The sequence below is a fragment of the Yoonia sp. 67-2 genome (genome assembly GCF_035117555.1).
GTDB lineage: Bacteria > Pseudomonadota > Alphaproteobacteria > Rhodobacterales > Rhodobacteraceae > Yoonia.
In genome coordinates this window covers 168484-191722 of sequence record NZ_JAYKPK010000001.1, presented here as the reverse complement: position 1 = coordinate 191722, position 23239 = coordinate 168484, and the positions used below count along the sequence as shown (strand labels likewise).

Below are 23239 nucleotides of genomic sequence, written 5' to 3'. Positions count from 1 at the left end.
ACCCCTGCACCTTCCGAGTATAAATATCCTCGCCGAAGGCATCCGGTCCCGCAGGGGCCGGAGCTAGACCCCCTCCAGCACCGCATCGGTTTTGGTTTGCGCCTTATGGCGTTGGCCATGCACATGCATATTCAGCGCGGCCCCCAGAAGGATCAGATAGGCGCTGACATAAAGCCAGAGCATCATGCCAATGACCGCCCCGATGGAGCCGTATACTTCGTTATAGCTGGCAAAATTTGTCAGATAGAATGACAGCCCCGCCGAGGCGGCAATCCAGACGACCACCACGACCAGCGCGCCCACCGTCACCCAGCGCCCGCGCCGCTCGATCCGCACCGGGCCAAAGCGATAAAGCAATCCAAGACCCGCGATCAGCACACAAAGCGCCACGACCCAGCGCAATCCTTCCAGCAGCCAGGCGGTGCCAGAGGGCAAAGGCAGCAAGGCCATGATGATCGGCAAAACGATGACGACATTGACCGCAACAATCGCCAGAAACACCAAGGCAAAGGTCAGCAGCAAGGCCACAAGCAACTGCACAAAAGTATTGCGCTGACGCTGGCCCGCAATCGCATTCAGCCCGCCGATCAAGGCCCCTACCGCCGCACGGCAGGACCAAAGCGCCAGCAGGATCGACAGGACAGTCGCCCAGCCCAAAGTCTGCGTTTCAGCAGTTACCAGCCCGGTGACCTGTGCCGTGAGCAGACGATAGGCGTCGGGAGGAATGATATCTTGCATCAGGGTCAGCTGATCGGAAATCACGACCGGGTCAGCGACCAGCCCGAAGATCGCGATAATCGCGGCCAGCCCCGGGAAAATTCCGAACATGCCAAAGAATGCGACGCCAGCGGCGATCAGACCCAGATGTTTTTCCCCAGCCGTTGTAAAGACGGCGATGCCGACCCGCCAGATTTCCATCAGTCTCGACTTCATCAGTGATCCTTTTGGCAACAAATAGGCGCAACCACAGGCTGTACACCCTGCAGAGAACAAGTGTTGAAGTTAGCATAGCGTTCCAGAAAGGCAAAGGTTCCCGCCTTTGCGCCTATTCCGGCCTGTGGCCTGCCTGCCTGCGCGCCAAAAGCACCCAGACGCCCGGCAGGCTCGCCACCAGAATGACCAGACCGAACACGATACTGGCGGCAATCCCCGCCTCGGCGCGGGCGCCAAGGATCGGCCAAAGTGCGGCAGCGGCCCCTTCGCGCAGGCCCCAGCCGCCGACCGAAAGCGGGATCATCATGGATGTCAGGATCAGCGGAAGCACCGTGACCACAGCCATAAAATTTAGATCGGTGCCGGTGGCCAGCGCGCAAAAGGCAAAGCTCGCAAGATTGCAGGCGACAATGGCAAGGCTCAGCGCCGCTTGTTGCGGCCAGACCTTGCGGGTGAGAAGCCCCAGCCGCAAAGCCGAGATGAAGCCCGCAGTTGCCCGGGCCACCGCCCCGGGGACGAGCAACATCACGCCGCCCAGCACCGCAAGACCGATGATCAGCAACGCAAGCCAGCCGACGATATCGGCGACCCAGCCCGGCAGGAACATACTTCCCGGCACCGCAATCGCCACCATAAAGCCCGTGAACATCACCGCGAACAGCGCGACCTGCCCGACCAGCCGTTCCAGCACCACGGCCTGCGCTGCACGCAGCAGTCCGGCCTGATGGCGTTGTCGCACCGCACGCCCGGCATCGCCCATCACACCGCCCGGCACTGCCAGGTTGACGAATTGCGAAAGATAATATTCGCAGATCGCATCACGCCTGCGCATCGGCTGGTCCAGCTGCGCCGCCGTCAACCGCCACCGCAGAGCGGAAAGCAGGACCTGTCCATGCGCCGTCACCAAGGCGGCCAGCAACCAACCCCAGTGCGTATTGCGCAACAGCGACAGCACCTCCGGCCCATCGGTCAACCGCCAGAGCAGCGCGAGCAAAGCGATCGTGACGATGACCCGCACCGCAGCGCTGGTTATCTTGCGGGTTGGGAACTTTGAGTCAGAATTTGCGTTCACCATTGGATGAGATATCTACCGCTTTGCCTCGATTGCAAGCGCCCCACCCATTTTAACAGGAATTTCTGGACCTTGGCGCGGTTCCTTCTATGTTCGGTTGATGAATATGACAACTGCGATCCCCGACCCTGTTCCAAACGGTCAAGCTGTACCGCTTGGCGCGACTTTGCGTCTGCGCGATCTGGTGAAGCGCTATGGGTCTGGCCCTGCGGCGGTGGACGGGATCAATCTTGACGTCGCTGCCAATGAATTCGTTGTGCTGGTCGGTCCCTCCGGCTGTGGCAAATCCACGACCTTGCGCCTGATCGCTGGGCTGGAAGAGGCGACAGATGGCGCCATCGAAATCGCAGGCGATCAGGTCAATCATCTGGGCGCCGCCGCCCGCGATGTGGCGATGGTGTTTCAGAATTACGCGCTTTATCCGCATATGAATGTGGCACAGAACATCGGCTTTGGCCTGCGCCGGCGCGGTGCCTCGCGGTCAGAGGCGAAAAGGGCTGTGGCCGAGGCGGCCGAGATCCTTGAGCTGACAGAACTGATGCACCGCCTGCCGGGTGATCTGTCCGGTGGCCAGAAACAACGCGTGGCCATGGGCCGCGCCATCGTGCGCAATCCGCGCTTGTTTTTATTCGACGAACCCCTGTCCAACCTCGACGCCCGCCTGCGCCTGACCATGCGCACCGAGATCAAGCGCCTGCATGCGCGTGTGCCGACGACCACGATCTATGTCACCCATGACCAGACCGAGGCGATGACCATGGCCGACCGTGTCGTCGTGATGAACGCAGGCAAGATCGAACAGATCGGCACGCCGATGGAGATTTACGATGCACCCGTGTCGCGTTTCGTGGCCGGGTTTATCGGCGCACCGGCGATGACTTTTGCCGATGGCATGCTGGATGATCAGGGGCTGACGCTGGACAGCAGCCTGACGCTGCAATGTGATGCCGCCCATCGCGGCCCGGTGACGCTCGGCCTGCGGCCAGAGGCGTTGGTTTTGGGTGACAGCGGATTGCCTGCGCGGCTGGATATGCTGGAACCTTTGGGCGCAGAAACGCTCGCACTTTGGCAGACCGAGGCTTTGGGGCCGGTCTGGGTCCGCATGACGCCAGACCCCGCCCTGCGCCCCGGTGCCACGGCGCATCTGCAGCCAGACATGACCCGCGCGCATTTATTCGACCCCATCACCGGGCGTCGTGTGATTTGAATTTGACCAACAGGAGATTTCCCATGCGTTTTGCCTATCCTTTGACCACAGCCCTTGCCCTGACCGCCAGTGGCACAGCAGCGCAAGACCTGATCACCCGCGACCGTGTCGGCCCTGCGGATGCGCCCAATGTCATGACCTTCCGGCTGACGGCCTTTGATCTTTATTCATCGGACGACGCGACGCGGGAATTCTTCGAAGAACGGTTCCTCGCATTGATGGCCGAATACCCCGAATGGCGGATCGAGACGCAATTGCAGACCGACAACATCGGGCAGGAACAGGCGCGGATGCTGGAACAGGTGCGTGCTGGCCGTGGGCCTGATTGCGCGATGATCGACAGCTCCCAGCTTGGTCTGTTCAAATCGGCAGGTGTGCTGTCGCCGATGAATGATCATTTCAGCCAAGATCAGATCGACGATCTGTTCCCTTTCGTGCGTGACGGCGTGATGGATGCCGAAGGCAATGTGCTGGCCTGGTGGTGGTTCACCAGTTTGCAGGTGCTTTATCGTGACGCCTCTTTGGTCCCCGATGCCCCTGCCACATGGGAAGATCTGCAAGCCGCCGCCCTGACCACGGTCGAGGCAGGCCGCGAAGGCGTGTTGTTCAACGGCGGACGCTGGGAAGGCACAGCTTTCGATTGGCTGCCGAATTTCTGGGCGCAGGGCGGTGAATTGGTCGATGCCGATGGCCGCCCGGTGTTCAACGAAGGCGACAACCGCGACAAAATGCTGGCCGCGATCAATTACTATAAAACGCTGGTCGATGAAGGGGCCGCCCCGTCGCGGGTGACAACGATAATCAATTACGATGAATTCAATGCCGCCGCTGCCGCTGGCACTGCGGGGTTGTTCATCGGCGGGAACTGGCAATATGGCCAATTGCGCAGCACCTTGGCTAAAGATCAATTTGCCAATTGGGAAATCTCTGAACTGCCCGGCCCGAGTGCGGATCAGCGCGCAACCGGCACGGGTGGCTGGACCATCGGTGCGTTCAGCGATGATGCGACTGCAGTCGAGATCTGCGCCCGGATGGCCTATGAAATCTACGCCACCGAAGGCAATGCGTTCCAAGGCCTGTTGCCGACCTCGGCCAGCCTTTATGACGCTTACGATGCGTTTGACGGGCCGGAATATGATGCCTTTGCCGCAGCTTTGGTGAACGGTGTCGCCCGCCCCGGCGTCGCGATCTATCCCGAGATCAGCAATCAATTGCAGGTGCTGCTGGGCGATGTCTTGTCCGGCGCGGCCACCCCGGAAGCGGCTTTGGATGCAGCCTCTGATGCGGTCAATGCTGCCTACGACCGGCTGTAAAAGATGATCAAGGACAGGCGTGTCTGGCTCTGGTTCGCGCCTGTTCTTCTGGTGCTGGGCGGGGTCTATCTGATCCCGGTCGCCGATGTGATCCGGTTCAGTTTCAGCGATGCGACCTTGCTGCGTCCGGTGACGGGGTACGGGCTGGGCGGCTATCAAGCGGCTTTCAGCGATGACAGCCTCGGCGTGATCCTGCGCAATACGGGTCTGTTTACCCTGCTGTCAGTCGTCAGCCTGCAAGCGATGGGCCTCGCGATTGCCCTGCTTTTGGTGCGCGGCGACCGGCGCGGGCTTTACGGGATGAGCGCGCTGCGCACGATTGTGCTGGCCGCTTGGGTCATCCCCGGCATTGCCAATGGCCTGATCTGGCAGATGCTGTTTTCGGAGGCCCCCTTTGGCGCGATCAATTCGACCCTGCGCTTGATCGGGCTGTCGCCGGTGGCGTGGCTGTCGGACCCCGGCAATGCGATGATTTCCGCCGTGATCGCCAATGTCTGGCAAGGGTCGGCCTTTTCGATGATCGTCTTCTATGCCGCCCGCCGCGCCGTGGACCCGGTGCTGTATGAGGCTGCTTCCGTCGATGGCGCGCGCCCCGTGGCACAATTTTTCTTCATCACCCTGCCCCAGATGCGTGGCGCGTTGCTGGTGAACACGATCCTCGTGACGATCCAGACGCTGAACACATTCGACACGATCCTTGCCCTGACCGGCGGCGGGCCGGGTCGCGCGACGGAAGTGCTGTCGCTGAATATCTTCAACCGGGTGTTTTACAGCTATGATCTGGGCGGCGGCTCTGCCTTGGCGGTGCTGTTGCTGACAATCAGCATGGCGCTGACGTTGGTCTATTTGGCCGTGCTACTGCGAAAGACCGCGCGATGACGCCGCGCATCGCCGATATGCTGACCTATCTGGCGGGTATTGTGTTGGCGGCCCTTTTCCTCATGCCGCTGCTCTGGCTGGTGTCGCTGTCCCTGCGCACCCCGGCAGAGGTTTACTTGGGTGCCGCGCGTTTCATCCCCGAAGCCCCGACGCTGGATAATTTCCGCCAGATCCTGAGCGACAGCGCCTTTGGCACCTATCTGTGGAATGCGGTGAAACTCTGCGCCTTGGGTGCCTTGGGGGCGGTGATCGTAGCGACCCCTGCGGCCTATGCCGCATCACGCTTTACCTTCCGCGGCAAAGGCCCGGTGATGATCGGCATCCTGATGGTGCAGATGATTTCGCCCCTTGTCGTGATCATCCCGCTTTACCGCTATCTTGACCGGCTGGGTCTGCTGGAAAGCCATTTGTCGGTGATCGCGGTCTATATGGCCATCGGCGTGCCTTTGTCAGTCTGGCTGATCAAGGTCGGGTTTGACACGATCCCGCAGGCGCTGGAAGAAGCCGCCGCCATCGACGGTTGCAGCCAGTTTGAAATCCTGTGGCGGATCACCCTGCCCTTGGCCTCCCCCGCACTGGCCTCGGCCTTCATCCTCAATATGATCATGGGCTGGTCGCAGTTTCTGGTGCCCTTCATCCTGCTGACCCGTGACGGGCAATTGCCCATCGCCGTGGCGATCTACAACTTCGCAGGGTCGAGTTCTGCCTCGACCACGCAATTGCTGGCCGCCGCCTGTCTGGTGGCGGTTGTCCCGGCCCTTGCCGCTTTTCTTGCGCTGCAAAGGCTGATCCTGCGCGCGATCATGGCAGGCGCGGTCAAGGGGTAAGAGCTGCTTTCACGCCATAACAAAGGCGCGGGCGCCCCAAGGTTGACCCGGGCAGTGCATCTGTGCGAGACCCGCGCCCGTCACTGCATCCGGCCCATTGCCGCCGGACCCAGCCGAAGGAAAGAGATATGGCTTTCACCCTGCGCCGCAATCACCACCGCGATCTGACCCCCTTGGCAGCGATGCTGCCGGACGCAGAGATTCCCTTGCTCAACCCCAGTGCAAAAGTCCCCTTTGATGCGATGGAATGGCACCAAAAGTGGCTCGGCGATCCCGACGACGTGTCCTTTTACCTTCAGGATGCAGCGGGACAGGACGTGGGATTCTTCGCCCTGCGGGTGGGCGTGGGGCCAGAGGTGCGGCACCTCACCTATGTCTATGTCACCGAAGAGGCGCGCGGCGGTGCGGCTGCGGAACTGACCGAACATGTGGAACATGCCGCGCGGGCCTTGGGCGCGTTGGTGGTGAGTTTGAAGGTGGAGATCGACAATGCACCGGCCTTCAACGCCTATCTTTCGGCCGGATATAAAGAGCTGTCCCGCCGCAACGGCATGGCCACGATGCGGCTGGACCTGGAGGAACGTCTTGCGCAATGAACGTGGTTGGGTGATTGGGCTGCATCACGCGGCTGACGGCCGCTTTGGTTGTTGACGTCAACCTAGGTTTGGATTGCAAAGTTGAAAAACGGAAAACAGCGAAGGCCGAGCGCATGAAAAAGCAAGAGGTGCAAACGTGGTTAGACCAATATGGCAAGGCTTGGATCGAGGGCGATCCAGCCCAAATTATCGCCCTCTTTTCAACGGGAGCGGCGTATCGGGAAGCGCCCTTCGATGACGCGATGATTGGCCATCAAGCGATTCAGCAATATTGGCAAGAAGGCGCCGCAGATGCTCAAGAAGACGTTCAGTTTTCTTCGCAGGTTTGGGCCGTGGATGGCAATGAGGCAGCAGCAGGCTGGCAGGCACGCTTTACGCGAAAAAGAAACGGAACCCGCGTTAAACTCGATGGCACCTTTCGTCTAAAGTTTAGTGAAGGCCCTGAGTCCTTGCTTTGCGATAGCCTTGAAGAATGGTGGCACAGTCAGGACGTCTGAATGTGACTCTTGACTGCTAAAGCGGTCACCGGCGAAGCCGCCCCCAACAGCCCCCCTACGGCACCCCCGTCGAAAACGCCCGCAGAAACCTGTCGCGGAACAGGTCCATCGACCAGGCGGGCAAGCTGTCATCCGGCACCAGCCCCGGTGTCCAGCCCCATTGGCCGGTCATCGAGACCAGATCGCTGGGGCCGATCACATGGACCGGCACGTCGAAACTATCACTGCCCGACACGAAAGCCGCCGCCTGATGATCGCCAAGGATGATGAACAGCGGCATATCCTCGCCCTGCTGTCCGACATAGGACAGGCTCGCCTGCAAAGCATAATCAATCGCCTGTCGGTACTGATCACGCACCCTTTCATGGTCCTGCCAGACCACATTGGGCGGATCGTCCGATTGCGCCATCTCGTTGAACACTGTACCATCGCCGACATCCTCCCAACCGATCATCTGCGGCACCGGCACCCATGGCGCATGGGAGGAAATCAGCGAAATCTCGGAAAACAATGGCCGCCCGTCGCGCGGCGCTTTGGCCAGCAGCCGGTCATAGGCTGCGAGCGTGAACTGATCCGGCATCGTGACCCAGTTGAAGGGCAGACCTGCATAGCCAAGATCGTCACTGGCAAGGATCGTCTCAAACCCGATCCGCGACCCTTCGGGCCAGTCGCGGGTGATCGCTGGCACAACGGTCGTGGTGTGATAGCCCGCTGCGCGCGCCAGATCGAACAAGGTCTTGCGCGGGCTGGCGAGCAGCGCGCGATACCGGATCTGGTCGCTGATCCACAGACCAGAGGCGACGGAAGTATGCGCGAGCCAGCTTTGCCCGCCGATGATCGGCGCGGTCATCCAGCCCGATCGCATCGTGACACCTTCGATGGCCCCCAGTTCGGCCTCTGCCACCTGCAAAGTCGCGCCATGGGTGGGGGCATAAAGCGGGTTGTCAAAACTCGCCCTGCCGTAGCTTTCGATGAAGATGAAAACCACATCTTTGTCCCCCAGCCGGTCCAGCAACGGGCTGGCGGCGGCGAAAGGATCGCTCTGGGCAGCCGCGACAAAGCTGACCAACTCGGCGCGGGTGATGCGGAAGAGCTCCACCCGGTCATAGGCCAGCCTTGTGGTCAGCGCTGTGCCGGGCGTGGTGACAGGCATTGTCCAGAACCTTTTGGCCGCACCGATTTGCCCCGCCACCAGCGCCAAAGCCGCAAGCGAGATCAGCGCCGCCGCACTGCGCCACAGCACCGGCAAGGACACCCGCGCCCAGCGTCCCGTCGCCCACCACAGCAAAGCCGCGATCAGCACCGGCACCAACACGGCAGCAAGGGCCGCAATAAGGCCCAACAAAGGCCCCAGACTGCCGATCCCCAGATCAAAGGCGGCACGGATCAGCCCCAGATCGGTCGCCGGATTGAACATCCGGTTATAGGCGATGTAATTGCCAAAATCGGCCAGTTTCAGCAGACAGATCAGCGTCAGCAGCGCCACCAGCACAATGCGCAACACAAACGCGCGCCCTGTAACGGCCGCCAGCGCAAACAGGATCAGCGGCAGTTCCAGAGGCATTTGCCACATAGCGGCCCAGCCCATCGCCGCGGGGCGATTGGGCAGGATCAGCACCAGATGCAGCAGCAGACCACCCACGACAAGCCCAGCCAAGCGGCGCATATCCATGCTCATGCGCTTCGGGTCTTCCAGAGGTAGCGCAGATCCACGCCAAACGACCAGATCACCGCCGCCAAGGCCGCAGCCGCGATCAGCACAGCGCCCGCGCCGATGACCCAAGGCGCGATCAGCGCGATCAAAGCGGCGATCTGGATCACGCAGACCAGCTTGCCACTGAACCGCGGCGGTGTGGGCCGGTTGATCCAGGGGAACACCCACATCGCAACAACGAAAAGATAGCGCATCACCCCCAAAAGCAGCACCCATTCGCCGACCTTGCCGCTCTGCCAGACGATCACGGCAAGGATCAGGGCGAGCATCGAATCGACCTCCATATCGAACCTTGCGCCAAACCGGCTCGACAGGCCTGACCGGCGCGCGGCCCAGCCATCGACCCCGTCACAGGCTAGCGCAATCGTGGCAATCGCCACGACAGACCAAGCCAGCGCAGGGTCAGAGGCCTGCGACACAGTGCTGGCGACGATTGCCGCCAGACCGGCGGTCAGCGTCGCGCGGAAATGCGTCACGATATTGCACAGACCCAACCGCGCATGCGGGTAGTCCCGGATCAATCCGAACAGCAGCACCGCATTGACCGCAAAATAAAGCGTAAAAGCCAGCGCCGCGCCGCCTGTGCCAAATACAGCAATCACCAGCACCGCCAGCAGCGCAAAATCCACGCCAACCAAAAGCGCGAAACGCGCCAACAGCCCCGCAAGCTGCGGGTCGGGCAATCTGCGCTGGGGTTTGACCGCCGCGCCGGGAGGATATGTAACAGCCATGTGACCACACATAGTGTTGCAGCCGCCAAGTCAACGGCGAACATCTGCACAGTTGACACAACTGCTTGAGCAGCCTTTTCTGCACAGGCGACAGCGCAGGAGGACACGATGCAACATGGTTACCGCCGCCCCGCCAGGATCCTGCATTGGCTCCTGGCCGTGATCGTGATCGCGATGCTGCCGGTCGGCAGTCTCATGTTGACCGAAGGGATGGATCGCGCCACCCAGAACCTGTTGTTCGTCCTGCATAAAAACACCGGCGTGGTGATTCTGCTGTTGATGATCATCCGGCTTGCCTATCGCGCGCTGAACCCACCGACCCCTCTGCCCACAAGCCTGCCCCTCTGGCAAAGGCAGGCGGCGGGGACGACGCATATCCTGCTCTATATCATGGTCTTCTTCATGGCGATCACCGGCTATATCCGCGTGACCATGGGCGGCTTCCCGATTGAGGGGCTGGGCGCCATCGGCCTGCACCCGCTGTTGCCGCGCAATGAGGCCGTGGCCGAAATCGCCAAATCTCTGCATTTCTATGGCCGTTTCGTACTGATCGCGGTGCTGCTCTTGCATATCGCGGCAGCCTTGCATCATGCGCTGATTCTGCGCGACGGTATCTTCAGGCGCATCTGGCCATTCTGGCACGCCTAGGCACGCGCCTCGCGCCGCATCTTCTTTTTTCCAAAAATACTTCGGGGTGAGACCCGGACATCGTCCGGGGCGAGGGGCAGCGCCCCTGACAAGGTCAGATCTCATCCCAACCAGCAAAGCCTTGCCGGGCCGCGCAGGCGGCATTGTGCCAGCCCGCCATGATGCTACAGTCGCGAAAAATCATAAAGGGCAGGACATGAGCATCAACCGTCGTTTTATCATCGCAGGGCTGGGTGCCGCATGGCTGGCCGGTTGCGCCACCAATCCGCGCGCCGTCGCCAATACACCGCGCCCGACAGCGACACCGCCGGACCTTCTGCCGCAGCGCAACGCCGGCTATGACGCTTGGGTCGCGGGCTTTCGCGGCCGCGCCACGGCGCAGGGCATCACGCCCGCCACATTCGATGCGGCCTTTCGAAATGCCGGTTTCCTGCCCGGTGTCGTGACCCGCGACCGCAACCAGACCGAGTTCCGCCGCACGTTGGAGGATTATCTGGCCATCGCCACATCTGATGAACGGATCAGCAAAGGCCGCGCCGCCTATGCCCGTCACGCGCAGGTGCTGAGTGCAATCGAGGCGCGCTATGGCGTCAGCCGCTATATCGTCACTGCGATCTGGGGTCTGGAAAGCTTTTATGGCGAACGTCAGGGCGATATCCCGGTGATCGCCGCCACCTCGACCCTCGCCTTTGACGGACGCCGCGGTGATTTTTTCGAGGCGCAGACCTTGGCAGCGCTGCGCATCCAGCAAGCGGGCGATATCACACCGGCGCGGATGACCGGGTCATGGGCGGGCGCGATGGGCCATACCCAGTTCATCCCGACAACTTTCGCGCAATTCGCAGTGGATTTCACCGGCGACGGGCGGCGTGATATCTGGGCCGATGATCCCTCCGACGCTCTGGCCAGTGCCGCCAATTATCTGGCCCGCAGCGGCTGGCAGACTGGCACAAGCTGGGGCCGCGAGGATCGGAATGGCACGCTGGAACCGCAGGCCGGTGGCCCGCGCTTTACCACCACGGGGAATTTCCGCGCGATCAAACGTTATAACAATTCCGATGCTTACGCGATTGGCGTCGGTCATCTGGCTGATAGGATTGCCGGTGGCGGGCCATTGCAGATGCCGTTTCCGCCAGACCGGTTCGGGCTGACCAAGGATGACCGGATCGCCCTGCAAAACGGGCTGACCCGGCGTGGCTTTGACACGCAAGGCGCCGATGGCGTGATCGGCGCGAATACGACCAGTGCGATCGAAGGGTTCCAGCGCCGTCAGGGCTTGCCCGTGACGGGTCAGCCGTCACAGGCCCTGTTGCAGATGCTGCGATAAAACAGTGCCACAACGGATATCTCCGTTGCGGCGCCTATTCACGCAGCGAGCGCCGGTTGGCGCAGATCCTGCAACACATCAGCGGCGATCTGGAACGATCTGATCCTTGCCCCGGCATCATGGATCATGCCCGTCACCATCAGCTCATCGGGCTGATAGGTGGCGATCAGATCCCGCAGCTTGGCCTTGACCGTCGCGGGCGATCCGGTGGCAGAGATCGACAGCGCCTGCTGCACCTGGGCCATGACATGACCCGGCACCTCTGCCGTGACATCGCGGACTGGATACGGCAGTTTGCCGGGCTTGCCGCTCATCATCCGGGCAAAGGCAAGGATCTGAGAAGAGCGCAAATACGCCGCCTCTTCATCCGTCTCCGCCGCACAGACACCGGCGGCGATCATCACATGCGGCTGGTCAAGATGTTCCGATGGCCGGAAGGTGCGGCGATAGACATCCAGCGCCTGTTCGAGCATCGTCGGTGCGAAATGCGACGCAAAGGCATAGGGCAGGCCCAGATAGGCGGCCAGTTGCGCGCCATAAAGGCTCGACCCCAGAATCCAGACCGGCACATGGGTGCCGTTGCCGGGGGTCGCACGCACCGGGGCGGTGTCAGGATTATCACCGAAGTAGCCGATCAATTCCTGCACATCCTGCGGAAAACTATCCTCTGGCGCCATATGGCGGCGCAGGGCGCGGGCGGTGATCATATCGCTGCCCGGCGCGCGGCCCAGACCCAGATCGATCCGGTCGGGGAAGAGTGTCGCCAAAGTGCCGAATTGTTCCGCAATCACCAAAGGCGCGTGGTTCGGCAGCATGATGCCCCCTGCCCCCAGCCGGATCGTCTTGGTCGCCGCTGCGACATGGCCGATCACGACGGCAGTCGCCGCACTGGCGATACCCGCCATATTGTGATGCTCGGCCAGCCAATAGCGGTGATAGCCCGCCGCCTCTGCCGCGCGGGCCAGATCGACGGTGCCGGCCAAAGCATCGGCGGTGGTTTTGCCATCGGGCACGGGCGAAAGATCGAGAAGTGAAAAATGCTGCATAGTAATCTCCGTTCCCCGCTAAGCTAAGCATTGGGTGGGCCTGCGCCAAGACTTTGCTTCGGTTCTTTTGCCATGCGCCGCCCGGCTGACGTCGGCGGAGCAGGATCTGTCAATCCGGGATCGGCGCATCTTCAGGGATGATGCCATGTTTGCGGACGGCCCGGTCCAGATAGCTGCCTTTGGGCGGGCAGTTGTTTTCAGTCAGAACCAGCCGCCGTTTCATCCGCCGCGCCCAAAGATGGACGGCATAGCTATTTTCGGTCAAAAACACCTGTTCGACATTGATGGACCGGCGGATCAACTTGTTGCGTTCGGCAAAGGGCACCGGGTAAAAGGCCTGCTGCGGCAATGCATGGGCCCATTCGCCGGTCACGGTCAGGAAATGGGACAGGGCAGCGGGCCCGGTCAGCCCCCAGCCCCGGTCGGCGAAATGCACCGGCGTGCCTGCGGCCTTGGCGGCGTTCAGCTCGTCCTGCCGGGCCCGTTTGAGCCAGGGGCCAATCGCATAAGGATCGGCGACAAAATCCATGAAATGGCGCAAGGTCGCAGACAGTGCCGGCAGGCGCAGCACGGCATTACAGACCTGATCCGGTGTTTCCAGCCCAAAGACAAAGGGGCTGGCAAAATCAAACGGCCTGACGCAAAGCACATCGGTATCGACCCAGATGTAATCCGTCTGCTGCATCAGATGCAGACGCCACAGATCCGCATGGATCGCGGGGCTGCCGGTGCGGGTATGGTGGATGATGTCGTCACTGGCGAACACCTCGCGCGCATCGCAAAGCGTGACACCCGCAGGGACATTCGGCAGGGCGTTATAGCTATACAAAAGCGTCCGGTGCCCCGCATCCACAAAGGATTTCAGGCTAAGTTGTTCAAACCACGACAAACGGTCACCGATCCACAAGGTGGCCACAACAGGCTGATCCGACACGATACCAACGTCCTCGATAAACACAGGTGCAAACAACACTTCACCGATGACGCTTTTATCAGCTTGGCCCCCATAGCAGCAAAGGGAATATCTGCGGCACTTGCCACATTTCTGCCGCTATGACATGATTATTGCACGTCGTGCGTATTACTCCGGTTGTGTTCGTTTTTCTATTTGGTTGTCGAGTATCGAGTTTACGCAGGAGAGTCCGGCCGTGCAGCGTCCGTGCGACAAGACAGGCCACAAAACGTGGCGCGCGTTCGCCTGCGATGACGCCGGATCGATGACGATTTTCGGTCTGTTTATCTTTGTGATCATCCTGACAGTCGGCGGCATGGCCGTTGATATCATGCGTTATGAATATAAGCGGGTCGCCTTGCAGAATACGGCCGACCGGGCGGTTCTGGCTGCGGGCAGCATGCGTCAGTCCGGTGATCCTGCAACTGTCGTCCGCGACTATTTCCGCCGCGAGGGGCTGGAAAATAATCTGGTCGCGGTGAAGGTTGATCGTGGCCTGAACTATCGCCGCGTCCATGTGCAGACAGCAGCAACCTTTCCGACAATTTTAATGAAGCTTCTGGGCGTGGACGAACTCTCGATCCAATTGGCCAGTGCCGCAGAAGAACGGTATAACAAGGTCGAAGTGTCGCTGGTGCTCGATATCTCGGGGTCGATGGACGAGAATGGCCGGATTGAGGCCCTGCGCCGTGCGGGTGTGGAATTCATCGACACATTGTTTGACAATGCCGCACCGGGCCGGGTGTCGGTCTCGATCATCCCCTATGCTGGGCAGGTCAATCCGGGGCCGGTGCTGGCGCGCCAGATGAATATTTCACCACGCCTGACGCAATCCCATTGCGTTGATTTCACGGAAGATCAATTCAGGACGACAGAATTGTCCCCCACGACGTCACTGGTTGGCACCGGACATTTCGACCCAAGCCTGTCCGACGAAACGGCACAGATGTTCGGTTGCCCGGTCCATGCAGGTGCCTACAGCCAGATTTCTGCCTTTTCCAGCGACCCCGTCGAACTGCGCCGCCAGATTACAAACCTGACCGGCTATGGCAGCACAGCAATTGACATCGGCGTAAAATGGGGCGCCGCATTGCTCGACCCGTCGATGCGGCCCGCCATTTCCGGCATGATCGACGCCGGTGCCGTATCCGACAGTTTCGAGGGTCGTCCGCTGGATTACGATGATCCAAGCGCGTTGAAAGTCCTTGTGGTGATGACCGACGGTGTAAACGACCGAGAGGCGCGGATGGTCCCAACGCACAAGACCGGAGAGTCACCCGTTTACGTCGATACAATCGACAACAACGTCTCGATTTATCTGCCGTCGCGTCCGGGTAACAGAAAATATTACGTGCCATTTATCAGGAGTTGGCAAGATCATCCATGGGGCGCGATCGATGCGCAAAACCTGGACTCGGCCCGCAGGCTGACTTGGGATCAGGTTTGGGCACGCCATTCGGTCTATTGGGTGGCGCTGAACCTTTACGGTATTCCACTGCGCAACCAATGGTATTCAGAATATGACATCGCGAATAATCAATACAATAACTGGTGGATCAAGTTCACTGAGCGGGCTGAAAAAGACCAACGTCTCGCCACGATCTGCGAAGCCGTCAGGGCGCGTGATATACCGATCTTTACCATTGCATTCGACGCGCCACCGGGTGGTGCAGCCGCGATGCAGGATTGCGCCACCTCGGCCAGTCATTTCTATGACGTCGACGGCACCGATATCTCTGCGACCTTCCGCGCGATTGCCGGGTCAATCAACCGGCTGCGGTTGACGCAATGACACGTTTCACCCGGTTTCTTCGTCAGTTTTGCCGTGATGAGTCCGGAACATCGACAATTGAATTCGTGATCATCGCGCCGGTGTTTTTCATGTTCCTTTTCATGGGCGTCGAACTGGGCATGGTGATGACACGTCAGGCGATGCTGGACCGGGCGGTGGACATCAGCATACGCGCCTTGCGCCTTGGCAATATTCAGGATCCGACCCTGGCCAAGCTGCGGCGCAGCATCTGCGCCTCGACCAGCATCATCCAGGATTGTGAACAAAACCTGCTGCTGGAACTGCGGCGTGTCAGCACGACGACCTGGGATTTTCCAACCGCTCCGCCCGCCTGCATCGACCGCACCGAAGAGATCGCACCTGTCACACAGATCACCGGCGGCGGCAGCCATGACCTGATGATCCTGCGCGCCTGCCTGATCATCGATCCGATCTTCCCGACCTCGCAGCTGGGGCTGCGCCTGCCGCTGGATGCCAGCGGCGGCTATCAGATGTTCGCCACCTCCGCTTTTGTCAACGAGCCGCGCTGATGCGACATCTGCTTTCGCGCTTCTGGCATGACGAAGACGGTGTCATCACGGTTGAGGCGGTTATCGCTCTCCCGCTTCTCGCGCTCGCATTTTGTTCGGTCTATGTGTTTTTTGACGCCTACCGGGTCAATGCTGCCAGCCAGAAGGCGGCCTATATCGTTGCCGATAACATCTCGCGCCAGACCGATGCGATCACCCCGGAGTTTATTTTCGGGATGAAGACTTTGCATGACATCCTCGCACGCACGCGCAGCACGACGTCAATGCGCGTCTCCAGCATCGGATTCAATGACAACAGCAAACGTTATGTCGTGATCTGGTCGACGGATGACACAATGCGCCGGGGCTTGACGAATGCCGAGGCTAATGGCGTCCTCGCCGCCCGGTTACCCAGCCTGATGCAGGGGGAAACTGTCGTGCTGGTCGAAACCTCCGTCAATTACAAACCATTATTCCGGGTCGGGATTGGTGACAGGACTTTTACACAATTCATCGTGACACGCCCACGTTTCGCGCCGCAAGTCGCCTTTGACGATGAAATGCTGGTCATTTCACGTAACTAAGGCGGTGCCCGACGATGCGGCACTACTGATCGTCACCGCCGTGCCCCAGCCGTTGCAAGCCGCCTGCAGATCACCCGGCAGCGGTGCATCCGTGTAAAACCCGTCGATCTGCGCGACAGAGCCGATCCGCGCGGGCGCCCGCCTGCGGAATTTGGATTGATCCGCGACCAGAAAGCTGCGCCGCGCTTGCCGCAGAATAGCCTGACTGACGCCAACCTCCTGAATGTCATAGTCGAGGATATCGCCGTCTTCATCCAGCGCTGAACAGCTGATCACCGCCAGATCGAATTTGAACTGCCCGATCGCTTGTGTTGTGACCGTGCCCACCAGCCCCGCATCAGCACGGCGCAAAAGGCCGCCGACGACGATAATCTCGCATTGCGGATTATCGACAAGGATATTCGCGACATTAAGGTTATTGGTCAGCACCATGATATCGCGGTGGCCCAGCAGGGCGCGCGCCACGGCCTCGGTCGTGGTGCCGATGTTCAGGAACAGCGAACAACCATTGGGGATGTCGCGCGCGCAGGCCTGGGCAATGGCCGCTTTCGCGGCTTCATTCAGATCGCGCCGGTCCTGATAGCCGATATTGGCGACGGTCGACGGCAGAATCGCGCCGCCATGCACCCGCTGCAATTTGCCCTGATCGGCGAGTTCGGACAGATCCCGCCGGATCGTCTGCATCGTGACACAGAAATGCGCAGCAAGGTCCTCGACAATGACCCGCCCGTCGCGACGCGCGATGATCTGAATATCGCGCAAGCGTTCTTCCTGTGACATGAGTCCTCCCCCGCATGTATCAATTCGCGCCGCCGCGCCGAATCAAACGCCAGATACGCGATGTTCGTTTTAACGATATTCTGCATCGCCGCGAACGCACAATACGGAACATAACGCAAACAAAGCGCTTTTATTTTTTCGTTTTAGGAGAAACGAAAATTATTGACCCAATAAACGAAAGAACTTGCGCATCAACGCGGGTGCCGTTTAGGTTGCAACTGTCACGAAGATGACCCTGATCGACGGAGCAATCATGGCACAATCTGCGCAAAACCTGCCTGCCACACAAAAGGTCCATGACCTGCTGGTGATCGGTGGCGGCATCAACGGCTGCGGCATTGCCCGCGACGCCGTGGGGCGCGGTTTGTCGGTGGTGCTGGCGGAAAAGGGCGATCTGGCGGGGGCGACGTCATCCTCGTCAACCAAGCTATTTCATGGTGGTCTGCGCTATCTGGAATATTTCGAGTTCCGGCTGGTCCGCGAGGCATTGATCGAACGCGAGACACTGCTGCGCGCGATGCCACATATTTCCTGGCCGATGCGTTTTGTGCTGCCCTACCATAAGGATATGCGGTTCGACAGCGACACGCCGACGTCGCGTTTGCTTGGGATTTTCATGCCCTGGATGAAGGGGCGCAGACCAGCCTGGCTGATCCGGCTGGGCCTGTTCCTTTACGATAATCTGGGTGGTCGCAAGATTCTGCCCGGCACGGCGACGCTCGCGCTGGATGGCAAGGAAGGCACACCGCTGCATGATCGTTTTGCCAAAGCCTATGAATATTCCGACGCATGGGTCGAGGATTCACGCCTTGTCGTGCTGAACGCCCGCGATGCCGAGGCGCGCGGTGCGACGATCATGACAAGGTCAGAGGTTGCGTCGGCCGCTGTCGTGGATGGCATCTGGCATGCCACGATCCGGACCGATGACGGCGAAAAGACAATTGCAGCGAAGATGCTGGTCAATGCCGCAGGTCCTTGGGTCGGTGATATCATTCACGGCAAGCTGCGCCTGAACAGCCGCGAGGATGTGCGGCTGGTGCGTGGCAGCCATATCGTGACGCGCAAGCTCTATGATCACGACAAATGCTATTTCTTCCAAGGCACAGACGGGCGGATCATTTTCGCCATTCCCTATGAGCAGGATTTCACCCTGATCGGCACGACCGATGCGGAACATGATGATCCTGGCGTCAAACCCGTCTGCACGGATGAAGAACGCGATTATCTATGCAATTTCGCCAGCCAGTATTTCAAACAACCTGTCACGACAGATGATATCGTCTGGACCTATTCCGGTGTGCGTCCGCTCTATGATGATGGTGCCAGTTCCGCGACCGCGGCGACCCGTGACTACACCTTGAAGGTTGATAAATCCGCCGGTGCGCCGGTGCTCAATATCTTTGGTGGCAAGATCACCACCTATCGGCGGCTGGCGGAATCAGCGCTGGAAAAGATCGGTGCGGTGCTGCCGCTGGACAAAGGCAAATGGACCGCAGGGGTGGCCTTGCCGGGGGGGGATTTCCCACATGACGGGGTCGCTGCACTCGTGGAGGGATTGCAGCGTGACTACAAGTTTCTATCCGATTTCTGGGCGCGCCGCTTGGTCCGCGCTTATGGGACAGAAGGCCGCGCTATTCTGGGCGACGCCAAAACCGCCGCCGATCTGGGCCGCGATTTCGGATCGACCCTGACAGAGGCGGAGGTCAACTGGCTGATCACCCGCGAATATGCCCGCAGTGCCGAGGATATTCTGTGGCGGCGGTCAAAACTCGGGCTGCGGCTCGACAAGGATCAGGTGGCGGTTCTGGAGGAGTGGATCGCCAACCATGCAAAGGAAGTCATCCGCGCCGCTGAATAGCAGCGCAATTTGGGAGGAGAAAATATGTCGCTCGTCTTGGACGGGGTCAGTAAGGTGGTGGATGGTCAAAACCATATCTACCCGACTGACCTGACGCTGGAACGTGGCACGATGAACGTGCTGTTGGGGCCGACCCTGTCGGGTAAAACCACGCTGATGCGCCTGATGGCCGGGCTGGATGTGCCTGCAACCGGGCGTATCCTGTGGGAAGATCGCGATGTCACCGGTATGCGCGTACAGGACCGCAAGGTCGCGATGGTTTACCAGCAATTCATTAACTATCCGTCGATGAGCGTCTATGACAACATCGCCTCTCCCTTGAAACTGATGGGCCTGAACCGGGCCGAGATTGACCGCAAGGTCCGCGAAACCGCTGATCTGATGCAATTGGGTTCGATGCTGGACCGCAAGCCGCTGGAATTGTCGGGCGGGCAACAGCAACGCTGTGCGCTGGCGCGCGCGTTGGTCAAGGATGCGGGGCTGGTGTTGCTGGATGAACCGCTGGCGAACCTTGATTACAAACTGCGCGAGGAACTACGCGCCGAAATCCCACGGATATTCGAAGAATCCGGCGCGATCTTTGTCTATGCCACCACCGAACCGGAAGAAGCCTTGTTGCTGGGCGGCAATGTCGCGACCATGTGGGAAGGCAAGATCACCCAATTCGGCCCGACCCCATCGGTTTATCGCCAGCCTAAAGATGCGACCACCGCGCGGGTGTTTTCCGACCCGCCGATGAACTTCACCAAGATCGTCAAAGCAGGCAATGGGATCAGTTTTGGCGCGGGCCAGACGGCGGCCGCGACTGGCGCTTTTGCGCAATTGCCCGATGGCACCTATCGCGCGGGTTTCCGGCCTGACCATTTGCACCTGACAGCGCAGGCGCGGGACGGTCTGCAATTCGCCTGTACCTTGCGGGTGACGGAAATCACTGGGTCGGAAACCTTTGTGCATCTGGATCATGCCGGTGACCGCTGGGTCGGGTTGATCCATGGTGTGCATCATCTGGAATTTGGGACGCCGATCCATGTTTGGCTGGACGCAGCGCATGTCTACGTCTTTTCCGAAACCGGCGAACTGATCGCCCCCGCGTCCTATGCGGCAGCGGCCTGAGGGTGGACAAATGGCACAGATCACACTTGATAACCTGGCACATTCCTATTTTCCCAATCCGCAATCAGAGGATGATTTTGCCCTCAAACAGCTCGACCATGTCTGGAAAGATGGCGAGGCTTATGCCCTGTTGGGCGCGTCCGGCTGCGGGAAATCAACGCTGCTCAACATTATCTCGGGCCTCGTGGTGCCGTCGCGCGGGCGCATCCTGTTCGGCGATCAGGATGTCACCCATCAGGACACGGTGGCGCGCAATATCGCGCAGGTATTCCAGTTCCCGGTCGTCTACGACACGATGACCGTGGGCGACAATCTGGCCTTTCCTTTGCGCAATCGTGGCATGGACCCTGCCTATATCGCAGAGCGCGTACAAAAGATCGCAGCCATGATCGGCATGGAGGATCTGCTGAAACGCAAGGCGCGCGGGCTGACCGCAGACGCCAAGCAAAAGATCAGCCTTGGCCGCGGCATGGTCCGCGAGGATGTGAATGCGATCCTGTTTGACGAGCCGCTGACGGTCATCGACCCGCATATGAAATGGGAATTGCGCACGCAACTAAAGGCGCTGCACAACGAATTTGGCCATACGATGATCTATGTCACCCATGACCAGACAGAGGCGCTGACCTTTGCCGACAAGGTCGTGGTGATGCACGACGGCCGCGTCGTCCAGCTTGGCACGCCGGAGGAATTGTTCGACACGCCCGAACATACATTCGTCGGCTATTTCATCGGCTCACCCGGCATGAACCTGATCGAGGCCGAGGTCGCAGGCGATACCGCCCATTGCGCGGGCCATGCGATTGATCTTGGCGGGCATTACCGCGCACCCAAAGGCCGGGTGCAGATTGGCATTCGCCCCGAGTTCGTGACGCTATCGGACGGCGATCATGGTCTGCCCGTCACCATCAAACGAGTAGAGGATGTCGGCCGTCACCAGATCCTGCGCGCGGAATTCGCAGGCAAGCCGGTCAATGCGATCCTGCCTGAAGGGTTCAGCATCCCCGCCGATGCCAATCGCCTGCATTTCGCCCCTGAACGGATCAATGTTTATGCCGATGACTGGCGGGTGGCGCCTTTGCAGGCTGTCGCCACCACAGAACGAAAGGCCGTGTGATGGATAAGGTACAAAACAACAAAGCGTGGTTTCTGGTCCTGCCGGTGCTGGTGCTGGTCGCCTTTTCCGCCGTCATCCCCTTGATGACTGTCGTGAATTATTCTGTGCAGGACACATTCGGCAGTAACGTGTTTTTTTGGGAAGGTCTGGGTTGGTTCGAACAGGTGCTGACCGACGACCGCGTGCATGCAGCGCTGGGGCGCCAACTGGCCTTTTCCGGGATCATTCTTGCAATTCAGGTTCCTTTGGGCATCGCGATTGCGATCTGTATGCCGAAAAAAGGCTTCTGGGCCTCGGTCTGCCTTGTACTGATGTCACTGCCCTTGCTGATCCCGTGGAACGTGGTCGGCACGATCTGGCAGATCATGGGCCGCACCGACATCGGGCTGGTTGGCTACGGGCTATCTGCCTTGGGTATCGACTGGAACTATGCCCGCGATCCGGTGCATGCATGGATCACCGTGATTGTGATGGATGTCTGGCATTGGACATCACTGGTCGCCCTGCTCGCCTATGCTGGACTGCAATCGATCCCGCAGGCCTATTATCAGGCGGCCAAGATAGATCAAGCGAGCCGTTGGAAAGTGTTCCGCTACATCGAATTGCCCAAGATGCAGGGCGTGCTGCTGATCGCGATCCTGCTGCGCTTCATGGATAGTTTCATGATCTATACCGAACCTTTCGTCGTCACCGGCGGCGGCCCCGGATCGGCGACATCGTTCCTGTCCATCGATCTGGTGAAAATGGCGCTGGGGCAGTTCGACCTTGGACCTGCGGCGGCATTCTCACTGATGTATTTCCTCGTGATCCTGTTGGTGTCTTGGGTTTTCTACACCGTGATGACCAACCTTGATAAAGCGGAGGGCCGGTAACATGGTCGCAACATCCGAAACATTCACGGCCACCACGCGCAAGGCCACCTTGCCAAAGATCCGCGCCCGCCATTTTGTGATGGTCGTCTACCTGCTGTTCATGCTGGTGCCGATCTATTGGCTGACCAAGATGAGCCTGCAGACCAACCGCGAGATTTTGGGTAGTTTCACCCTTTGGCCGCAGAACCCGACGTTGGACAATTACCGCGTCATTCTGACGGATCGGTCGTGGTATATCGGCTATATCAATTCGATCACCTATGTGGTGATGAACACGATCCTGTCGCTGGCCGTGGCGCTGCCTGCTGCCTATGCGTTCAGCCGCTACCGGTTTCTGGGTGACAAACATCTGTTCTTCTGGCTGCTGACCAACCGCATGGCGCCGCCCGCCGTTTTCGCGCTGCCGTTCTTTCAGCTTTATTCATCTGTCGGGCTGTTCGACACCCATATCGCTGTGGCGCTGGCGCATACATTGTTCAACGTGCCGCTGGCCGTGTGGATCTTGGAAGGCTTCATGCGCGGTGTGCCAAAGGAAATCGATGAGACTGCCTATATCGACGGCTATTCCTTTCCGCGCTTTTTCGTCAAGATTTTCATCCCGCTGATCGCCAGTGGCATCGGCGTCGCGGCCTTCTTCTGCTTCATGTTTTCCTGGGTGGAACTGTTGCTGTCGCGCACCCTGACGGCGGTGGATGCGCAGCCCATCGCATCAATCATGACGCGCACGGTATCGGCCTCCGGGCTCGATTGGGGCGTGCTGTGCGCAGCTGGGGTGCTGACCATCGTGCCAGGTGCTTTGGTGATCTATTTTGTCCGCAACTACATCGCCAAGGGCTTTGCCCTGGGCCGCGTGTAAAGGGAGGAAGCGCAAT

General features: G+C 59.9%; 23 protein-coding genes. 16 read left to right on the top strand and 7 right to left on the bottom strand.

Going from position 1 to position 23239, the window contains the following annotated elements; genetic code table 11:
• Window positions 1-63 precede the first annotated feature (63 nt).
• Both VOY09_RS00955 and VOY09_RS00950 read right to left on the bottom strand, forming a co-directional pair.
• Window positions 64-933 (bottom strand): YihY/virulence factor BrkB family protein, encoded by an 870-nt coding sequence (locus VOY09_RS00955; protein WP_322892756.1) that lies wholly within the window; start codon window positions 931-933, stop codon window positions 64-66.
• 112 nt (window positions 934-1045) lie between these two features.
• Window positions 1046-1951: a lysylphosphatidylglycerol synthase transmembrane domain-containing protein gene (locus tag VOY09_RS00950; RefSeq protein ID WP_322892757.1), complete on the bottom strand. Its 906-nt coding sequence runs from the start codon at window positions 1949-1951 to the stop codon at window positions 1046-1048.
• A 154-nt stretch (window positions 1952-2105) separates the two neighbouring features.
• On the opposite strand from VOY09_RS00950, the gene VOY09_RS00945 reads away from it, so the two are divergent.
• From VOY09_RS00945 to VOY09_RS00920, 6 genes are all read left to right on the top strand, one after another.
• Complete coding sequence (locus VOY09_RS00945) at window positions 2106-3212, top strand: sn-glycerol-3-phosphate ABC transporter ATP-binding protein UgpC (RefSeq protein WP_322892758.1); 1107 nt, start codon at window positions 2106-2108, stop codon at window positions 3210-3212.
• Window positions 3213-3235: 23 nt separating this feature from the next.
• Window positions 3236-4525 carry an extracellular solute-binding protein gene (locus tag VOY09_RS00940; protein WP_322892759.1) on the top strand — a complete coding sequence of 430 codons (1290 nt, stop codon included), beginning with the start codon at window positions 3236-3238 and terminating at the stop codon, window positions 4523-4525.
• Window positions 4526-4528: 3 nt separating this feature from the next.
• Window positions 4529-5404 carry a sugar ABC transporter permease gene (locus VOY09_RS00935; RefSeq protein ID WP_322892760.1) on the top strand — a complete coding sequence of 292 codons (876 nt, stop codon included), beginning with the start codon at window positions 4529-4531 and terminating at the stop codon, window positions 5402-5404.
• Window positions 5401-6231 (top strand): carbohydrate ABC transporter permease, encoded by an 831-nt coding sequence (locus VOY09_RS00930; protein WP_322892761.1) that lies wholly within the window; start codon window positions 5401-5403, stop codon window positions 6229-6231. The genes VOY09_RS00935 and VOY09_RS00930 overlap by 4 nt, the downstream gene beginning before the upstream one ends.
• A 128-nt stretch (window positions 6232-6359) precedes the next feature.
• Entirely contained in the window at window positions 6360-6827 is a 468-nt protein-coding gene (locus VOY09_RS00925) for a GNAT family N-acetyltransferase (RefSeq protein WP_322892762.1), read from the top strand.
• A 14-nt stretch (window positions 6828-6841) separates the two neighbouring features.
• Window positions 6842-7324 (top strand): nuclear transport factor 2 family protein, encoded by a 483-nt coding sequence (locus tag VOY09_RS00920; protein ID WP_322892763.1) that lies wholly within the window; start codon window positions 6842-6844, stop codon window positions 7322-7324.
• 55 nt (window positions 7325-7379) lie between these two features.
• On the opposite strand, the gene VOY09_RS00915 is transcribed toward VOY09_RS00920, so the two are convergent.
• Window positions 7380-8990 carry a sulfatase-like hydrolase/transferase gene (locus VOY09_RS00915; RefSeq protein ID WP_322892764.1) on the bottom strand — a complete coding sequence of 537 codons (1611 nt, stop codon included), beginning with the start codon at window positions 8988-8990 and terminating at the stop codon, window positions 7380-7382.
• A gap of 8 nt (window positions 8991-8998) precedes the next feature.
• Window positions 8999-9769, bottom strand: coding sequence for a CDP-alcohol phosphatidyltransferase family protein (locus tag VOY09_RS00910; RefSeq protein ID WP_322892765.1), 771 nt, complete (start codon window positions 9767-9769; stop codon window positions 8999-9001).
• A 108-nt stretch (window positions 9770-9877) separates the two neighbouring features.
• Between VOY09_RS00910 and VOY09_RS00905 the strand changes: the two genes are divergently transcribed.
• Together VOY09_RS00905 and VOY09_RS00900 are read left to right on the top strand one after the other, a co-directional pair.
• Window positions 9878-10417, top strand: coding sequence for a cytochrome b (locus VOY09_RS00905; protein WP_322892766.1), 540 nt, complete (start codon window positions 9878-9880; stop codon window positions 10415-10417).
• A gap of 196 nt (window positions 10418-10613) precedes the next feature.
• Window positions 10614-11744 carry a lytic murein transglycosylase gene (locus tag VOY09_RS00900; RefSeq protein ID WP_322892767.1) on the top strand — a complete coding sequence of 377 codons (1131 nt, stop codon included), beginning with the start codon at window positions 10614-10616 and terminating at the stop codon, window positions 11742-11744.
• Between the two features lie 38 nt (window positions 11745-11782).
• Here the strand turns inward: VOY09_RS00900 and VOY09_RS00895 are convergent, their stop codons facing one another.
• The gene (locus VOY09_RS00895; RefSeq protein ID WP_322892768.1) at window positions 11783-12790 is read right to left on the bottom strand and encodes an LLM class flavin-dependent oxidoreductase; all 1008 of its coding nucleotides are present in this window, start codon (window positions 12788-12790) and stop codon (window positions 11783-11785) included.
• Window positions 12791-12899: 109 nt separating this feature from the next.
• Window positions 12900-13760, bottom strand: a complete 861-nt coding sequence (locus tag VOY09_RS00890) for a hypothetical protein (RefSeq protein ID WP_322892769.1) — start codon at window positions 13758-13760, stop codon at window positions 12900-12902.
• Between the two features lie 247 nt (window positions 13761-14007).
• On the opposite strand from VOY09_RS00890, the gene VOY09_RS00885 reads away from it, so the two are divergent.
• From VOY09_RS00885 to VOY09_RS00875, 3 genes are read left to right on the top strand one after another with little or no spacing between them, the layout of a single operon-like run.
• A complete protein-coding gene (locus VOY09_RS00885; RefSeq protein ID WP_322892770.1) occupies window positions 14008-15534 on the top strand; it encodes a Tad domain-containing protein in 1527 nt (508 codons plus the stop codon).
• The gene (locus tag VOY09_RS00880) at window positions 15531-16064 is read left to right on the top strand and encodes a TadE/TadG family type IV pilus assembly protein (protein WP_322892771.1); all 534 of its coding nucleotides are present in this window, start codon (window positions 15531-15533) and stop codon (window positions 16062-16064) included. The genes VOY09_RS00885 and VOY09_RS00880 overlap by 4 nt, the downstream gene beginning before the upstream one ends.
• On the top strand, window positions 16064-16627 hold the full coding sequence (locus VOY09_RS00875) for a pilus assembly protein (protein ID WP_322892772.1): 564 nt from the start codon (window positions 16064-16066) through the stop codon (window positions 16625-16627). The genes VOY09_RS00880 and VOY09_RS00875 overlap by 1 nt, the downstream gene beginning before the upstream one ends.
• Here the strand turns inward: VOY09_RS00875 and VOY09_RS00870 are convergent.
• Complete coding sequence (locus tag VOY09_RS00870) at window positions 16616-17407, bottom strand: DeoR/GlpR family DNA-binding transcription regulator (protein ID WP_322892773.1); 792 nt, start codon at window positions 17405-17407, stop codon at window positions 16616-16618. The genes VOY09_RS00875 and VOY09_RS00870 overlap by 12 nt on opposite strands.
• Window positions 17408-17660: 253 nt before the next feature.
• On the opposite strand from VOY09_RS00870, the gene glpD reads away from it, so the two are divergent.
• From glpD to VOY09_RS00845, 5 genes are read left to right on the top strand one after another with little or no spacing between them, the layout of a single operon-like run.
• On the top strand, window positions 17661-19265 hold the full coding sequence (glpD, locus tag VOY09_RS00865) for a glycerol-3-phosphate dehydrogenase (RefSeq protein ID WP_322892774.1): 1605 nt from the start codon (window positions 17661-17663) through the stop codon (window positions 19263-19265).
• Window positions 19266-19289: 24 nt separating this feature from the next.
• Window positions 19290-20378, top strand: coding sequence for an ABC transporter ATP-binding protein (locus VOY09_RS00860; RefSeq protein ID WP_322892775.1), 1089 nt, complete (start codon window positions 19290-19292; stop codon window positions 20376-20378).
• Window positions 20379-20388: 10 nt separating this feature from the next.
• Window positions 20389-21495 carry an ABC transporter ATP-binding protein gene (locus VOY09_RS00855; protein WP_322892776.1) on the top strand — a complete coding sequence of 369 codons (1107 nt, stop codon included), beginning with the start codon at window positions 20389-20391 and terminating at the stop codon, window positions 21493-21495.
• Entirely contained in the window at window positions 21495-22367 is an 873-nt protein-coding gene (locus VOY09_RS00850; RefSeq protein WP_322892777.1) for a sugar ABC transporter permease, read from the top strand. Before VOY09_RS00855 ends, VOY09_RS00850 begins: the two co-directional genes overlap by 1 nt.
• A 1-nt stretch (window position 22368) precedes the next feature.
• Window positions 22369-23223, top strand: a complete 855-nt coding sequence (locus VOY09_RS00845) for a carbohydrate ABC transporter permease (protein WP_322892778.1) — start codon at window positions 22369-22371, stop codon at window positions 23221-23223.
• Window positions 23224-23239 lie beyond the last annotated feature (16 nt).

Coding starts and splice junctions, on each gene's coding strand:
- VOY09_RS00955 (WP_322892756.1), bottom strand. CDS start 933: ATGAAGTCGAGACTGATGGAAATCTGGCGGGTCGGCATCGCCGTCTTT.
- VOY09_RS00945 (WP_322892758.1), top strand. CDS start 2,106: ATGAATATGACAACTGCGATCCCCGACCCTGTTCCAAACGGTCAAGCT.
- VOY09_RS00940 (WP_322892759.1), top strand. CDS start 3,236: ATGCGTTTTGCCTATCCTTTGACCACAGCCCTTGCCCTGACCGCCAGT.
- VOY09_RS00935 (WP_322892760.1), top strand. CDS start 4,529: ATGATCAAGGACAGGCGTGTCTGGCTCTGGTTCGCGCCTGTTCTTCTG.
- VOY09_RS00930 (WP_322892761.1), top strand. CDS start 5,401: ATGACGCCGCGCATCGCCGATATGCTGACCTATCTGGCGGGTATTGTG.
- VOY09_RS00925 (WP_322892762.1), top strand. CDS start 6,360: ATGGCTTTCACCCTGCGCCGCAATCACCACCGCGATCTGACCCCCTTG.
- VOY09_RS00915 (WP_322892764.1), bottom strand. CDS start 8,990: ATGCGCCGCTTGGCTGGGCTTGTCGTGGGTGGTCTGCTGCTGCATCTG.
- VOY09_RS00910 (WP_322892765.1), bottom strand. CDS start 9,769: ATGGCTGTTACATATCCTCCCGGCGCGGCGGTCAAACCCCAGCGCAGA.
- VOY09_RS00905 (WP_322892766.1), top strand. CDS start 9,878: ATGCAACATGGTTACCGCCGCCCCGCCAGGATCCTGCATTGGCTCCTG.
- VOY09_RS00900 (WP_322892767.1), top strand. CDS start 10,614: ATGAGCATCAACCGTCGTTTTATCATCGCAGGGCTGGGTGCCGCATGG.
- VOY09_RS00895 (WP_322892768.1), bottom strand. CDS start 12,790: ATGCAGCATTTTTCACTTCTCGATCTTTCGCCCGTGCCCGATGGCAAA.
- VOY09_RS00885 (WP_322892770.1), top strand. CDS start 14,008: ATGACGATTTTCGGTCTGTTTATCTTTGTGATCATCCTGACAGTCGGC.
- VOY09_RS00880 (WP_322892771.1), top strand. CDS start 15,531: ATGACACGTTTCACCCGGTTTCTTCGTCAGTTTTGCCGTGATGAGTCC.
- VOY09_RS00875 (WP_322892772.1), top strand. CDS start 16,064: ATGCGACATCTGCTTTCGCGCTTCTGGCATGACGAAGACGGTGTCATC.
- VOY09_RS00870 (WP_322892773.1), bottom strand. CDS start 17,407: ATGTCACAGGAAGAACGCTTGCGCGATATTCAGATCATCGCGCGTCGC.
- glpD (WP_322892774.1), top strand. CDS start 17,661: ATGGCACAATCTGCGCAAAACCTGCCTGCCACACAAAAGGTCCATGAC.
- VOY09_RS00860 (WP_322892775.1), top strand. CDS start 19,290: ATGTCGCTCGTCTTGGACGGGGTCAGTAAGGTGGTGGATGGTCAAAAC.
- VOY09_RS00855 (WP_322892776.1), top strand. CDS start 20,389: ATGGCACAGATCACACTTGATAACCTGGCACATTCCTATTTTCCCAAT.
- VOY09_RS00850 (WP_322892777.1), top strand. CDS start 21,495: ATGGATAAGGTACAAAACAACAAAGCGTGGTTTCTGGTCCTGCCGGTG.
- VOY09_RS00845 (WP_322892778.1), top strand. CDS start 22,369: ATGGTCGCAACATCCGAAACATTCACGGCCACCACGCGCAAGGCCACC.